Below are 14,142 nucleotides of genomic sequence, written 5' to 3' on the forward strand. Positions count from 1 at the left end.
GGCCCGCCAGTGAGCGCGAGGCCCATGAGGAGCTACACCACTTCCCGGGACATCATCCTCCGGATCGCTCGGGCCGAGATGAGATAGCGTTCACGGTGAAGAAGATTTGACGTAAGGAAATCCAGCGTCAAGTCTGCAAAACTCATCGAGTGGGACCACCACAAGCGTTTATTTCTTCTTGTGCTCGCCCAGATTGGTCAGGCCCTTGCCCTTCGTGAAGTGGGCTGTCGCAACGACCTTTTCCTTGGCCTTCTTGGGCTTCTTCGCTTCGCGGTTGCCGCGTTGCTTGTCACCTTTGGACATTTCGGTTTCTCCTGATTGCGGATTCTATTCCTCTGTTGATCGGTGCTCTTGCCATCAACCGGGTGATTTCGTGTCCCGGGATTTCAGCCCGCGGGACGCGGCGGTTCACATCATCCCGCCCATGTCGGACATTTCGCTGCCTGCACCGGCCTTCCCAGGCTTCTGCGCGACCATCGCCTCCGTCGTGATCAACAGCCCTGCAATGGACGCGGCGTTCTCGAGTGCGATCCGGACGACCTTCGTCGGATCGATGACACCGGCCTTCAGCATGTCGCCGTATTTCTCGGCCTGCGCGTCGAATCCAAAGCTCGGGCTGTCGTTCTCGATTACCTTCCCGACAACGACAGAACCATCGACCCCGGCATTTTCGGCGATCTGGCGTAGCGGTGCCTGGATCGCGCGGCGGACGATCTTGATCCCGGCGTCCTGATCAGTGTTCTCACCCTTCAGCGTCGCCAGCACCCTGCCGGCATGAATCAGGGCCACGCCGCCACCGGGCACGACACCTTCCTGGACGGCGGCGCGGGTTGCGTTCAAGGCATCATCCACGCGGTCCTTGCGCTCCTTGACTTCGATTTCGGTCGCCCCGCCGACTTTGATGACGGCGACGCCGCCTGCGAGTTTCGCAAGACGTTCCTGCAGCTTTTCCTTGTCGTAATCCGACGTGGTGTCTTCGATTTGCGTGCGGATCTGAGACACGCGCGCCGCGATCGCGGCCTTGTCGCCGGCACCGTCGATGATCGTCGTATCATCCTTCGTGATTGCGACTTTCTTCGCCGTGCCGAGCATGTCCATAGTGACGTTTTCCAGCTTAGTACCCATTTCCACGGAAATCACCTGACCGCCTGTCAGCACGGCTATGTCTTCCATCATCGCGTTGCGGCGATCCCCGAATCCGGGCGCCTTGACGGCCGCAACCTTCAAGCCGCCGCGCAGCTTGTTGACAACCAGCATCGCCAGCGCGTCGCCCTCGATATCCTCGGCCACGATCAGAAGTTGCTTTTCGGCCTCCATCACCGCCTCAAGCAGAGGCACCATGGATGCGAGGGTGGTCAGTTTCCTTTCGTGAAGCAGGATGACGCAGTCATCTAGCTCGACGACCATCTTCTGAGCGTTCGTGATGAAATAGGGGCTCAGATAACCGCGGTCGAACTGCATGCCCTCAACCACTTCGGTCTCGGTCTCCAGTCCCTTGACTTCCTCGACGGTGATCACGCCCTCATTGCCGACCTTGGCCATCGCATCGGCGATCTGACGGCCGATCGCGACCTCTCCGTTCGCCGAAATGGCGCCGACCTTCGCGATCTCGTCGCTGTCGCCGACGGGTCGGGACATGGTCTTGATCTCGGCCACAACCGATGCGACGGCTTTGTCGATCCCGCGCTTGAGATCCATCGGGTTCATGCCGGCCGCAACCGACTTCATGCCCTCCCGGACAATCGCGTGGGCGAGTACGGTCGCGGTCGTGGTTCCGTCGCCAGCTTCGTCATTGGTGCGCTGCGCGACCTCCTTGACCATCTGCGCGCCCATGTTTTCGAAATGGTCGGACAACTCGATTTCCTTGGCGACGGTCACGCCGTCCTTGGTGATGCGCGGAGCCCCCCAGGATTTGTCGAGAATGACGTTCCGGCCCTTGGGTCCAAGGGTGATCTTCACGGCGTTGGCCAGCGTGTTGATGCCTTTCAGCATACGGTCGCGGGCATCTGTACTGAATTTGACGTCTTTGGCGGGCATGGTCGGGTGCTCCTGAGAATGAAATTTCGGCGTCGCTGTCGCGGTCAGGTCATGACGCCGAGAATGTCGCTCTCCTTCATGATCATGAGATCTTCGCCATCGAGTTTGATTTCCGTCCCGGACCATTTTCCGAAAAGGATCCGGTCGCCAGCCTTGACGTCCATGGCGATGCGCTCGCCATCCTCATCCTTGGCGCCGGCGCCGACCGCGACGATTTCACCTTCCTGTGGTTTCTCTTTTGCGGTGTCGGGGATGATGAGCCCGCCTGAGGTCTTCGCGTCGCCTTCGATGCGGCGGACGAGAACCCGGTCGTGGAGTGGAGTGAACGACACGTAATTGCTCCTTCTTCGGTTATCCAAGGGAGCATGGCGATGTTGGGATGTGCATTGGCACTCGCCATACCGGAGTGCCAATGCTATTGAAGTGATGGCTGAGCAGGGGTTCTACAATAGCGCCTCAAAGAATATCTTTTTTGCTTTCCATGAGTGCATATCCATAAATGCTCCCGCCCACTGTTGAAGCTTGACGTCACAAGCGCCGAACAGAGTTGCCGCCAGCAATGATCGCGTTGATCAAGTCTGCGACGGCTCGGTGCCTTTCCGTTTCGAGGTCGGTCCCGACCGCGTTCTCATGCGTCGCTGCGGCGTCGCGAAGAACCCCCAGGATCTCGTGCTCCGGCAGCAGCGCGCGATCTTTCAAGGCAAGCAGGAGCGCCTCGCAGATCGATAGGGCGGCCTCGCCTGCATGTTCGCTCGCCGTGGACATCCGGGTTTCCTTCCTTGGCATCGTGAACCGGTGAAAGGTGAGGCTCAGATGCATCCGTACTTTTCGCAGGAAGTGTTCTATGCTGGACTGATCCAGAGCAGTGTCCGGGCGATTTCCGCTCTTGGGTCAAGACAAAGCGAGTGGCCACATGAAATCCGCAGAACACAGCCCCCTGACCCGCAAACTCTCGGCCTTCGTCGCCCTGTCTGATGTCGAGCTGGCCGTGCTTGAACGACTGCACCAACGTCGCCGATCCTTCGTCGCGGGGCGCGAGATGGTGCATCAAGGTCAGACGACTCAGGCCGCGTATATCCTTTCCGCGGGTTGGGTCTGTTCCTACAAGCTGCAGGCTGACGGGACTCGGCAGATCGTGGATTTCCAGGTGCCAGGGGATTTTCTGGGGTTGCGTAGCGTCCTCTTGCGGACTTCGGACCACAGCTTTGAACCGGTTGTAGACATCGAGGCTGCCAAAGTAATGAAAAGCGACCTACTTGATGCGTTCGTGCACAACCCGCGTCTTGCGACCGCCATACTTTGGGCGGCGTCTAGGGACGAGGCGATGGTGGTGGAACATCTCGTCGGCATCGGTAGGCGTGACGCGGAAGCCCGCATGGCGCATTTCCTGCTGGAACTGGGATCGAGGCTTGCACTGGTCGGCATCGGCAGCAAGGAAGGGTTCGACTGTCCGCTGACGCAGTACCATCTCGCCGATACGCTGGGTTTGAGCGCGGTCCATGTAAACCGCATCCTGCGGCAACTGCGCGAGAGCGGACTGGTGACATTTCGGGACGGTCATGTGACTTTTCACGACCATCGCGGGCTGGTGAGCCTTGCCGACTTCGATCCGGCATATCTGGATCAGACCGGACCTCTTCTGAAATAGCGAGGGCCGCCCTCCTTTGCTCGGCAGGCGGCCCCGGTGATCAGGTCAGACGCTGGAGATCACGCAAGGGCGTGGGTCGCCGCATCTAGTTCCTTGTTCGTCTCGGCGTCGTTCCGCGCCGTATTCGCCTTCTCGGCGGCCTGGTAGTGTTTGAGCGCCGCATCTTTCTTCGGGCCGGCGGGCGCCTTGTCCCATGCGGCCTTCACGGTCGTCATCTTCTCGGCAGTCTTTTTCTGTTCGGGAGTCATTGGCTTTGTCCTTTCCTGGACGTTCCGAGAATAAGACGCGCGCCGACATGCCCACCTTGTTAAGGGTAGGCATGCCCACACGCGTCTCGGGTAATCGGAAAATTGCGCCACCAAACATTCAGTGGGCAGGTCCTACATAGCCGATGCCGCTACCATGTGGCACTGATGCAGGTTAGCCCTTGCCCCTGCAGCGGACCGATTGGCGCTTCGGCATTCACGTGACCGCGGTTTGCTGGTGGCAAAGCCTCAGCCAGGTGTCGTCGTCGTTGATATAGGTCGAGGTGCAGAGGGCCTTGTAGATCGGCACGCCGGCCTTCTCTGCCGAGACGAAGTAGGTCAGAATGGCGATGTCGCCACAGCACATCACGCGCCGTTCGGACAAAAGTACCGACCGCCAGCCGGTCCTCTGTCGAAGATGAACCCAGATCTGGTCTCCCTGGAGGATACCGGGCGGATAGGGAAAGACCATGACGGCGTTGGTCGCCGTCGTCGCCCGCGCACTGTCCGCGCCGCTGGTCCAGAAGTGTTCCTCGATGCCCCACAAAACCTCCTGTTCGCTTTGCGATAGCGTCCCGGAGGTGCGGGCTGCATGATGGCGTGTCCCGGCAGTCCCGCTTGAAACGGTCATTCGCCAGACCCCGACGCGCCAACTATAAACATCTGAAACAGCACAAAGATGATCGCAAGCGCGGCCCAGATCGCGCCGCTTGTACCCGGGCGACCAACGGCCGCCGTCGAGGTAGCTCGCTTCAGAGTACTCGGCGTCGAGCCATCCGGGAGCAGTTGGCTCAAGTCCCGTGCGGCCCTGCGGTGATCGCTTTCTAGCGTGGGAACATTCGGAAATCGAGCAAGCAGCTTTCCCAACCGCAATCGCGCGGCATCGCGCCCCAGCGCGACCAGGTCAGCGGTTTCTTTCCATGGATCGAGGCCGAGCCGCGCGAGCTTGGAAACGACCGTGATGACATATCCGTTTCGATCCTCGCCGACGGGCGCATAGAGAAACCGATCAAACTCGTGCGAGTGCGGGTTGAGTAAATTGGGGTCAGCCATTGTCATTCCATTCCTCGGTTGCAGGAACGCAGATCGCCCCTGTTTCCCAAAGGATACGACCAGGTCGGTCTCGTCGAACTTACACAGGTCAGTGCGGGCGACTGCCCCGGGAGAGTCGCAGCCGGTTCGGTGCCCAAGACTAACATGCGTCAGCACAAGTCGGACGATCCCGAGGTACAAGACACTAAATCGTTCGACTGGTCCGTCCCGGACTCCAAGGGGCCGTCAACAGTGGTGAGCGACGGATCTACCAACATCGCGGAGACCAGAGATGACCATGCGGTCGACCAGATCGACGGTGACGTTTTCGAACCCGTTCACCTTGCCAGAGTATCCGGGCGAATTGCCTGCGGGCGACTACGAAGTTCTTGTCGAAGAAGAGCTGATCCAGGGACTGAGCTTCGAGGCCTATCGGCGGACGGCGACCTACCTGACAGTGCGCGGCAGAGGCCGTCATGTAGGACGCTTCGAGTTACGCGCAATTTCTGACAGTGATCTGAAACAGGCGCTGAGCCGGGACCAGGGCGCAGCCAAGAAGAACGATCACAGCGATGCGGCGCTTTTCCCGCAGGAGGATGGAACATGAACACTCCCGAATGGCTAAAACCCGGCATTTATGGCGCAGTGATCGGCGCGGTCTTCGTCGGGGTCGTCGGATTCACATGGGGTGGCTGGGTGACCGGCGGAACCGCGAATGACAGGGCGATGGCGATGTCCCGAGACAATGTCGTCGCCTCCATGGTACCGGTGTGCCTCGACATGGCGCGCTCCGACCCGGCGCGGGCGGACAAGATGGAGACGATCCGGGCCGCCTCGACCTATCAGCGGCGCGATGCTGTCATGTCGGCAGGCTGGGCGACGGTTCCCGGAACCGATGCTCCGAACCGGGATATTGCGCAAGCTTGCCTGGCAGCCCTCGATGTCGATGGGTCGCCGGAGCCTGCGGGAACCGCGGTTGATGGAGGATGAACCACATCATGCCAATGGCGTCCCCCCAGACCACCGACCTCGAACGTCGTGTGCTCGCCCACGAACGAATCCTGCAAGCTTTGATCGCCTACATGGCCCGTACGGAGCCGCGGTTCATCGATCATTTGAGAGCACGGTTCGTCGAGCCGATGAGTATGGCCCGGCACGAACATGACTACCGCGAAACCGACGACTACGCGGAAGAATTCGTTCGCGCCGTGATGCTCCTCGGAGAAGCGCGCGCACCGAAATCGAAGGAGCCGGACATAGCCGAGAAGCAGCTCGTGCCGCCCAGAAAAAAAGGGGAAAAGGGGTCTTCCATGGAGGACCGGCCAGCGCAGCGCGATGGGGTAGAGGTACGCGAAAGAAACGGCATCTGGGAGGTGCAGGTCGACGGCAAGTTTCGCGGCGACTACTACCAGAAGGAACATGCGCTTGCGGCTGCGGCCCTGCACAAGCTGTCATTACGATGACCGATAGCACCCGCCCAACACTCCCGCAGGACTTCCCGATCGAGGTAGCTGAGAACGAAGGCATGCCGCCGGGACCAGATTCCAAGGGCTTCTCGCCACCATTCGCACCCACCCGACGGGTCACAGGTACGCTCACGCTTGCACTGTCGAAGACACGCGCGGCGACCGACGGGCTCCGGTCCGCAAAGGAAAAGCTGATGAGACATCCCGAGGAACCAACAAAACACCCGCTGGCAAGGCTGATCGCCAGGATGGCAGTCGTGGCCGGCATGATCGCCTCCCTGGCGTTTCCGGTCCTTGCGCAAGACGGCACCGGACCGATGCCCGAGAATGCGGAGGCACGAAATTATGGCGGCGGTTGGAACTGCGTGCTTGGATACCGGGTGACCGGTGAGGAGTGTGTTGCCATCGACATTCCGGAAAATGCCTATGCAACCGGTCGGTCCTACGGTACGGGCTGGGCATGTCGGCGCGGGTACGAAGAAGTAGGAGGCAGCTTCTGCGCAGCGATCCCGGTGCCCGACAATGCGTTTCTGCGATCCTCCGGCTATGACTGGCAGTGCGATCGCGGATACCGGCAAGATCGCGAGACTTGCGTTCCAATCGTTCTGCCTGACAACGCCTATCTCACCGACGACACGTCAGGCTCCGGATGGACCTGCGAACGCGGTTTCACGGCCAGTTCTAGCGCCTGCGTTCCGATTGCAATCCCCGAGAACGGCTATCTCACCAATGCGGACTACGGTGACGAATGGGCCTGCGAAAGGGGCTTCTTCGAAATCGATGGCCGCTGCGATCCCGTAGCGCTTCCGGCGAACGCCTTTCTGGACCCGGCGTCCTACGGCCCGGGATGGCGCTGTGAGCGGGGATTTGAGACCGTCGACACCGCCTGTGTCGCGATCGACCTACCGGCAAACGCGCATCTCGATCGATCCGGAAACACATGGCGCTGCGATCGCGGCTTTCAACTTGCTGAAGGAGAATGCGCACTTGGACGATAAATCGCCCCGATCAGACCACGGCGACGCCGCCGGCATCCGGATGCGGATCGGATGCCGGCTGAAGTACCGGCTAACCCAACCGACGCCACTCATTGCCATGTTGAACGTGCACTATTCGCGCTTCGGCGACCTGGAGCGCGCCGATTATCTTGTGACCTCGCCCAGTGTACCGCTCGAAAGCTATCGCGACGGTTTCGGAAACTGGTGTACGCGGATGGTGGCGCCGGCCGGCGACTTCACGGTGTCCACGGACGGGATTTTCCGGGATGGCGGACTGCCCGATCCGGTCGCGCCCGACGCTACGCAAGCGGCCGTGCAGGATCTGCCCTTCGAGACGCTGGTCTATCTTCTCGGCAGTCGCTACTGCGACACGGATCTTCTGTCGGAAGAGGCGTGGCGCCTGTTCGAGAACACACGGCCGGGTTGGGCGAGGGTGCAGGCGATCTGCGACTTCGTGCACAATGCTGTCTCGTTCGATTACATGAAGGCCGACGCGACGCGCACGGCGTCGCAAACGCTGGCAGGTCGGCACGGTGTCTGTCGGGACTTCACGCATCTAGCGATTGCATTCTGCCGGTGCATGAACATTCCGGCCCGCTACTGCACCGGCTATCTGAGCGACATCGGCGAACCTGAACCCTATCCGCCCGGTGACTTCGCGGCATGGATGGAGGTCTATCTGGGCGGCCGCTGGTGGGTCTTCGATCCACGCAACAACGCGCGGCGCAAGGGGCGGATCCTGATTGCCCGCGGCCGGGACGCCGCCGATGTGCCTCTGACCCAGACATTCGGGCCGAACACTCTGACGCAATTCGAAGTCTGGACCTGGGAAGCGAGACACGACCCGGCCGACACGACGCCTATTTCTCGCAATTAAACGGCAACGTCCCATCGCAGGGCGGAAGTGTTCATTCGTCGTCGGCTCGCGAGGCCGGCCGCTCTGCCGGTGTTCCCGTCATGGCATCCCAAATCACCGATTGTCCTGGAGACCCTCGATGACCAATTCGATCAAGACGACTGCCGTATTCCTGCAACCGTTCCAGCTTCCGAGCTTCAACGAGACCCTTCCGCCGGGCGAATACGAGATCGAGACCCAGTTGCTGGAACCTGTGGACTGGAGCGAACCGGGCACATGGACCTCGTCCGTGCTCGTCCAGCTGCATCCGCGCGCCTCACATCCTGGGCTCAGCCGAACGCTCACCGTGCCGCTCGCCGAACTGGAGCATGCGGTTGCCAAGGATAAGCTGACCGGCAAGGCACTCATGGATTTCTTCCTTGAGGAAATGCTGGCCGATCCGATGATCCGCCTTGTCATGCAAGCGGACGGCGTAGCCGAGTCGGACCTCCGCGATCTCTACTCGCGCCGGTCGGACCGAAGGCAGGCAGAGCAAGACCACCCGTCCAAGACGTGAGAGCCCCGCCGCGGGATAATTACGGATGTTTCCGGCCGACGGTCCGGAAGCGCGCGCCCGGGCATCGGAGAATGACTGCCATGTCGGGCGGATCGTTCGCCGTCCGCGGTTGGATTGGCGGGATTCCGAAATGACCGATGACCCGATCAATCTCGACGGCCGCAGGTCCGTTGCCGGACAGCGTGCGTCGGAAATGCGACGGCGCCCTGCGAATGGCCAGCCACCACTTGCACTTCCGCAGCATCCTCACCTTGAAAGCCTTGAAGATCAGATGCTGGCGGAGCCGGCGTGGACATGGGCCGAAGTCCTAAAAAGATGGCGGTTCCTTCTCGACCGTTACGCGATGACGCCCGAGGCTGGCGATGAACGCATTCAGAAACTCATCAAGCGCGCACTTGGCGACATGGAGCGATTGAGAAAACGCGAGGAGCGGAAATGACGATCAAGTCTGCGGAGACCGATTTCGGGACAATCAAGGCAACGGCCGACGTTGCTGCCGCGCAGGCGTGCCTGAGATGCAGGTCGACCTTTTGGAGCGAAGGGTTCGGCGAGCGAATATGTTCTCGTTGCAAGGGATCGGCCGTCTGGCGCTCTGCAATTTCCGAGGGCGGCGGCCAAGGTCGGCGTCGCTCTGGCGGCCGGTTGTCATAGGTCGCGCCAATGCCATCCGTCACGATTACGCACGCGACCACTTATCGTTATCGAGCCGAGGTCCCTCTCGGACAGCACAGGCTGATGCTGCGTCCGCGCGAGACCCGGGATCTAAGCCTGACGTCCTTCGACCTAGCGATCAGTCCCGAGGCCCGCATCGACTGGTCACACGACGTTGCCGGCAACGCGATCGCAACCGCACAGTTCGACACCAACACGACGATGCTTTCGATCCGGTCGTGCGCGCGTGTGGAATTGCGCGCCCCGGTCTGGCCGGTCTTCCCGATTGCCGCTGCCGCGGCCTCGTACCCGTTCGTGTATTCACCCGACAATTGGACCGATCTCGGCGCCCTGGCCGTGCCGCAATATGCGGACGACACAGGGCGGCTGTCGCGGTGGGTCGAGAGCTTTGTCATGGCACGGCCAACGGACACGCTTTCGCTGCTGAAAAACATCGGCAATGGCATCACGGCCCAGATTTCCTACCAGAGCCGGGAGACGGAGGGCACGCAGGGACCGCTGGAGACGCTCGACAGGGGATGGGGATCCTGCCGGGACTTCGCCGTGCTGTTTGCCGAGGCGACCCGGACGCTTGGCTTCGGGGTTAGGCTCGTGTCGGGATACCTGTTCAATCCCGCCGGAGATCGGGTCGGATCAATGGACGCCGGTTCTACGCACGCGTGGGTCGAGGTCTTCGTTCCCGGAGCGGGCTGGATCCCGTTTGACCCGACCAACAGATCGGTCGGATCCACCAATCTCATTCCCGTCGCCGTTGCGAGGAGGATCCAGCAGGTTGCCCCGGTTACTGGCAGTTTCCATGGGAGGCCGACAGACGTCTTGTCGATGGAAGTGCGCGTGGACGTCGAAGACGCCATGTGCATGTGCTCCTGAGTGACGAGGTGGAGAGGGGAATTGTCTGTCGAAGCTGGCAGCGGGCTTCAGAACTGATGGCACGGAGGAAGATACACGATGTTCCGCTGGATAAACAGCGTAACCCCTGGAGGTATGCAGTTTGTGTGCAACGCAAATTGAAGGTCCGCAAAGCGTGTCACAGCAGCCACGTGCACATACGCAGCGAATTCACACTTTGTCCCGCTTAGCCGACATCCGCTGTGGTGAGGATGCTGCGCGGCGGCGCGGACGTCCGCTATTCGTACGCGGCGCCGCGGCGGCCAGGCCTCGCATAAAGGGCGCAGATATTGGCAAGGCCGTTGCCCGACAGCCCGAAGTCTGCCGACAGGCGGCTCATGGGCGTTTTCCAGACCAGGGAGTATGGTACTTCGCGCGACACCTGGCGGCGCGGCAAAGCGGGCGTATGATTCATGTTATGAGTCTCTGGCTTGTTTCTGCCGGACGGTCCAGACCACAGCCGCCGAAAGTGGCATAGGGCGGGAACGTCACTTGCAGCATGGAAAGCTCAGCAGATTACTAGGCTCTTCATCCGTACCGGCGTCATCCGGATTGTCGAGCAGCGCATTCATCACGCCCACACTGTTCGCGGCCTCGCGCTCGGATTGGTTGAGAAAATCGTTCTAGCGCTCAGAGTAGATGCCGGTTGCCGACGGATCTTATGCTCAGACACAGCATCTAAGTTCCGTTCGGCAACAGCGGTTGCGCCCTCCCGCAACCAACCTGAAAAACAAGCCGGACCTCGTGTCCGGCTTTTTTTCTTTTCCTGTGCCTGAAGTCGCAAACTGGACTGTTTGTCAATGGCGGGCCCGCCCCGAGCAAATCAGATCAGAGCGAATACGCCAAGACCTTGGCGCATTGCTCTTGGGGCCATCAGGCTCCGTGTGCCGATAGCTGATGCTGAGCCGCTGCAGCACGCGTTGACGCGGTCTGATATCGGTTCGCTCCACGATTGGAGGCGGCAGGGCGGTACGTCGTCAGCGTACCGCATGGGCAAGAACGTATCAAAGCTGTGCATTTTTTGAGCGCATTAGAACTTGATGCCAGAGAACATCTTTTTCCCCTTGAACTCTGCGCTCCAGGATTCCAGTATTCCTGTATACAACGACTGGAGAACACTGTGCCACTTGCTGCAAAGTTCAACGAAACCTTCCGCTCGCGCCTGGACCTCATCCTGGCAGACATCGCGGAGCTCGTTGCGATCGAGAGCGGTTCCTATGACGTCGAAGGCGTCACCCGTACCGCGCATTGGATTGGCGACCGGCTCGAGGCGCAGGGGTTCGAGACGCTGTACGAGGCCGTTCCCGAGCGTGGTGAGCGCCTGACCGCTGTCCGCCGCGGCACCGGCAAGGGCAAGGTGATGATCCTCGGCCACGCCGATACCGTCTGGCCCCGTGGCACGCTGGAAAACTGGCCGTTCGAAATCGACGGGCCGCTCGCCACGGGACCGGGAGTGGGCGACATGCGTGGCGGTCTGGTCCTGGCGCTGCACGCGCTGGCGGTTGCCACTGCCGCGGGCAATGCGGACTTCAAGGAGATCAAGTTCATCCTGGTCAGCGACGAGGAGCTTGGCAGCCCGCTCTCGCGGACCTGGATCGAAGAGAACGCGCAGGCTTCGGACTGGGTTCTGACGCTGGAGCCCGGACGGCCCAACGGCGGATACTTCACCTCGCGCGGGGCCGTCGGGGCGTTCTATATCGAAGCGACGGGCAAGACTGCCCATGCCGCCGCGAACTATCGCAAGGGCGCCTCGGCGATCCGGCCGCTGGCGACCCTCGTGCCGCAGCTCGAGGCGCTGACCGACCTGGATGCCGGCACCATCGTCAATATCGGCGTGTTCGAGGGCGGCAGCGCGCGCCAGGTGATCCCCGGCTTTGCCAAGCTGCACGTTGACATGCGCGCCCGCACCCCGGAAACGGCCGCGGACCTGCAGGCGAAGGTCGAGGCGCTGATCGCTTCGGTCAACACGCCCGAGGTACCCGTTGTCCTCAAGGGCGGATGGACCCGTCCGGCCTGGGCCAAGTCCGAGGGCACGCAGAAACTCTTCGACATCGTCGCGGCCGCGGCCGAGGAGATCGGCACGCCCTGTGTCGAACTGACCAATATCTCGGGCGGATCCGACGCCAGCTTCTGTGGTGCGCTCGGCGTGGCCACGATCGACGGGCTGGGGCCGACCTGCAACGACATCTGCTCGCGCGATGAGACGATCGTGGTCGAGAGCCTTGTCGGACGCGGCGCGGTCTTCGCGGCGCTTCTGGCAGAACTTTCCAATTAAAACAACAGACTAAGTATAGGGCAAGACCATGACTCTGCTGACTGGTGCCGAATATATCGACAGCCTGCGTGACGGGCGCGAAGTGTGGATGGATGGCGAGCGCGTCGAGGACGTGACCAAGCACCCCGCCTTTGCCGGCATGATCAAGGCCGCCGCGCGCATGTATGACATGCAGCACGAAGAGGCCTTCCAGGACCAACTGACCTATGTGGACGAGGCGGGTGTGCGCCGGTCGCGGTTCTACAAGCTGCCGGAAACCCACGAGGATCTGGTCAACCGCCGTCACATGACGATGTCGATCCTGAACGAGGTTTCCTCGACCATGGACCGCTTCGGCGACGAGACGGTGACGCCGCTGTTCGTGATGCATGACCGCAAGGACCTGCTCGACAAATACGACACGCGCTATCATGCCAACGTGGCACGCTGGCTCGACAAGCTGCAGCGCACCAACCTGTTCATGTCCTCGGCCAACACCGACCTGAAGGGCGACCGCTCGAAGCAGCCGTTCCAGCAGCCGGACAAGGACCATTACCTGCGCGTGGTCGAAGAGCGCGAGGACGGCATCATCGTGTCGGGCGCGAAATACGAGACCGGCGCCTCCTATGCGCATGTCGCCTTCGTCAAGCCGACCGTGGGCGCCTGGATCCCCGAGAACACCGATTTCGCCGTCGCGTTCGTGGTGCCGATGAACGCCAAGGGGGTGAAGCACATCTGCCGCGCTCCGCTGGCGCGCAACGTCGATGAATTCGACCGTCCGCTGACCGCGAAATTCGACGAGATCGACACGCTGCTGGTCTTCGAGAACGTGTTCATTCCGTGGGAAGACGTCGTCTTCTCGCGCAAGCCGGACCTCGCCGCCGCGATCCGCGCCGACCTGACCCGCTGGGCGGCGCAGGGCTTCCTGCTGCGTTCGCTGGCCAAGGCCGACACGCTGGTTGGTGCGGCGCTGCTGGTCTCCGAGCAGTCGCGCGTCGACACGGTGCCGCAGGTCAAGGATCGGATCTCCAAGATCATGGTCTACCGCGAAGCGCTCAACGCCTTCATCCTGGCGGCCGAAGCGGCGGCGCAGCGCACGATCAGCGGGCTCTGGATGCCGAACCAGGCGATCCAGAATGCCGGCCGGGTCTATGCCTCGACCAACTATCACCACGCCGTGCACGACCTGCGCGACGTGATCGGCGGCAGCCCGATCGTGGTGCCCTCGCGCAAGAGCCTCGAGAGCAACGAGATCGGTCCGATTGTCGAGAAATACTTCCGGATTGGCAATACCGGTGCCGAAAACCGGATGCGGGCGATGAACCTGGCCTGCGATCTGACCAACTCGGCCTATGCCGGGCGGGCGCAGTGCTACCAGATCTTCGCCGAGACCCCGATCTTCGCACAAAGTATGGCGCTTTATAGCACCTTCGACCGGGATGGTGCTAAGATGCGAGCCGCCAAGATGGCAGGCATCAGGGAATAAGCAC

General features: G+C 61.4%; 18 protein-coding genes. 11 read left to right on the plus strand and 7 right to left on the minus strand.

The genetic code is table 11. The features are described 5' to 3' along the window. Positions 1–168: 168 nt before the first annotated feature. The 4 genes from IE266_RS27210 to IE266_RS22380 form a co-directional block, all read right to left on the minus strand. Positions 169–303, minus strand: coding sequence for a hypothetical protein (locus tag IE266_RS27210; protein ID WP_268249769.1), 135 nt, complete (start codon positions 301–303; stop codon positions 169–171). Between the two features lie 105 nt (positions 304–408). Continuing rightward, positions 409–2,037 (minus strand): chaperonin GroEL, encoded by a 1,629-nt coding sequence (gene groL / locus IE266_RS22370; RefSeq protein WP_189682363.1) that lies wholly within the window; start codon positions 2,035–2,037, stop codon positions 409–411. 44 nt (positions 2,038–2,081) lie between these two features. Further along, positions 2,082–2,369: a co-chaperone GroES gene (locus tag IE266_RS22375; protein WP_008556373.1), complete on the minus strand. Its 288-nt coding sequence runs from the start codon at positions 2,367–2,369 to the stop codon at positions 2,082–2,084. Between the two features lie 196 nt (positions 2,370–2,565). Next, a complete protein-coding gene (locus IE266_RS22380) occupies positions 2,566–2,802 on the minus strand; it encodes a hypothetical protein (RefSeq protein WP_189682364.1) in 237 nt (78 codons plus the stop codon). 148 nt (positions 2,803–2,950) lie between these two features. Between IE266_RS22380 and IE266_RS22385 the strand changes: the two genes are divergently transcribed. After that, the gene (locus tag IE266_RS22385) at positions 2,951–3,685 is read left to right on the plus strand and encodes a Crp/Fnr family transcriptional regulator (RefSeq protein WP_189682365.1); all 735 of its coding nucleotides are present in this window, start codon (positions 2,951–2,953) and stop codon (positions 3,683–3,685) included. Between the two features lie 59 nt (positions 3,686–3,744). Here the strand turns inward: IE266_RS22385 and IE266_RS22390 are convergent, their stop codons facing one another. The 3 genes from IE266_RS22390 to IE266_RS22400 all read right to left on the minus strand — a co-directional run bounded on the left by IE266_RS22390 (position 3,745) and on the right by IE266_RS22400 (position 4,983). Then, positions 3,745–3,933, minus strand: a complete 189-nt coding sequence (locus IE266_RS22390) for a hypothetical protein (protein WP_189682366.1) — start codon at positions 3,931–3,933, stop codon at positions 3,745–3,747. 214 nt (positions 3,934–4,147) lie between these two features. Continuing rightward, a complete protein-coding gene (locus IE266_RS22395) occupies positions 4,148–4,561 on the minus strand; it encodes a hypothetical protein (protein WP_229864394.1) in 414 nt (137 codons plus the stop codon). Next, positions 4,558–4,983, minus strand: a complete 426-nt coding sequence (locus IE266_RS22400) for a hypothetical protein (RefSeq protein ID WP_189682367.1) — start codon at positions 4,981–4,983, stop codon at positions 4,558–4,560. The genes IE266_RS22395 and IE266_RS22400 overlap by 4 nt, the downstream gene beginning before the upstream one ends. Before the next feature lie 271 nt (positions 4,984–5,254). On the opposite strand from IE266_RS22400, the gene IE266_RS22405 reads away from it, so the two are divergent. From IE266_RS22405 to IE266_RS22450, 10 genes are all read left to right on the plus strand, one after another. Continuing rightward, a complete protein-coding gene (locus tag IE266_RS22405) occupies positions 5,255–5,569 on the plus strand; it encodes a hypothetical protein (protein ID WP_189682368.1) in 315 nt (104 codons plus the stop codon). Then, a complete protein-coding gene (locus IE266_RS22410) occupies positions 5,566–5,952 on the plus strand; it encodes a hypothetical protein (protein ID WP_189682369.1) in 387 nt (128 codons plus the stop codon). The genes IE266_RS22405 and IE266_RS22410 overlap by 4 nt, the downstream gene beginning before the upstream one ends. Next, positions 5,949–6,425: a hypothetical protein gene (locus tag IE266_RS22415; RefSeq protein WP_229864396.1), complete on the plus strand. Its 477-nt coding sequence runs from the start codon at positions 5,949–5,951 to the stop codon at positions 6,423–6,425. The genes IE266_RS22410 and IE266_RS22415 overlap by 4 nt, the downstream gene beginning before the upstream one ends. Further along, positions 6,422–7,426: a hypothetical protein gene (locus IE266_RS22420; RefSeq protein WP_189682370.1), complete on the plus strand. Its 1,005-nt coding sequence runs from the start codon at positions 6,422–6,424 to the stop codon at positions 7,424–7,426. Before IE266_RS22415 ends, IE266_RS22420 begins: the two co-directional genes overlap by 4 nt. Positions 7,427–7,460: 34 nt before the next feature. Beyond that, positions 7,461–8,303 carry a transglutaminase-like domain-containing protein gene (locus IE266_RS22425; RefSeq protein ID WP_189682422.1) on the plus strand — a complete coding sequence of 281 codons (843 nt, stop codon included), beginning with the start codon at positions 7,461–7,463 and terminating at the stop codon, positions 8,301–8,303. A 118-nt stretch (positions 8,304–8,421) separates the two neighbouring features. Next, positions 8,422–8,838 (plus strand): hypothetical protein, encoded by a 417-nt coding sequence (locus tag IE266_RS22430; RefSeq protein WP_189682371.1) that lies wholly within the window; start codon positions 8,422–8,424, stop codon positions 8,836–8,838. A 130-nt stretch (positions 8,839–8,968) separates the two neighbouring features. After that, positions 8,969–9,277 (plus strand): hypothetical protein, encoded by a 309-nt coding sequence (locus IE266_RS22435; RefSeq protein ID WP_189682372.1) that lies wholly within the window; start codon positions 8,969–8,971, stop codon positions 9,275–9,277. 221 nt (positions 9,278–9,498) lie between these two features. Beyond that, a complete protein-coding gene (locus IE266_RS22440) occupies positions 9,499–10,380 on the plus strand; it encodes a transglutaminase family protein (RefSeq protein WP_189682373.1) in 882 nt (293 codons plus the stop codon). Between the two features lie 1,138 nt (positions 10,381–11,518). After that, positions 11,519–12,673, plus strand: a complete 1,155-nt coding sequence (locus IE266_RS22445; protein WP_189682374.1) for a M20 family metallopeptidase — start codon at positions 11,519–11,521, stop codon at positions 12,671–12,673. A gap of 28 nt (positions 12,674–12,701) precedes the next feature. Then, positions 12,702–14,138, plus strand: coding sequence for a 4-hydroxyphenylacetate 3-hydroxylase family protein (locus tag IE266_RS22450; RefSeq protein ID WP_189682375.1), 1,437 nt, complete (start codon positions 12,702–12,704; stop codon positions 14,136–14,138). Positions 14,139–14,142: the final 4 nt, after the last annotated feature.

Source organism: Seohaeicola zhoushanensis (genome assembly GCF_014656415.1).
Classification (GTDB): domain Bacteria; phylum Pseudomonadota; class Alphaproteobacteria; order Rhodobacterales; family Rhodobacteraceae; genus Seohaeicola_A; species Seohaeicola_A zhoushanensis.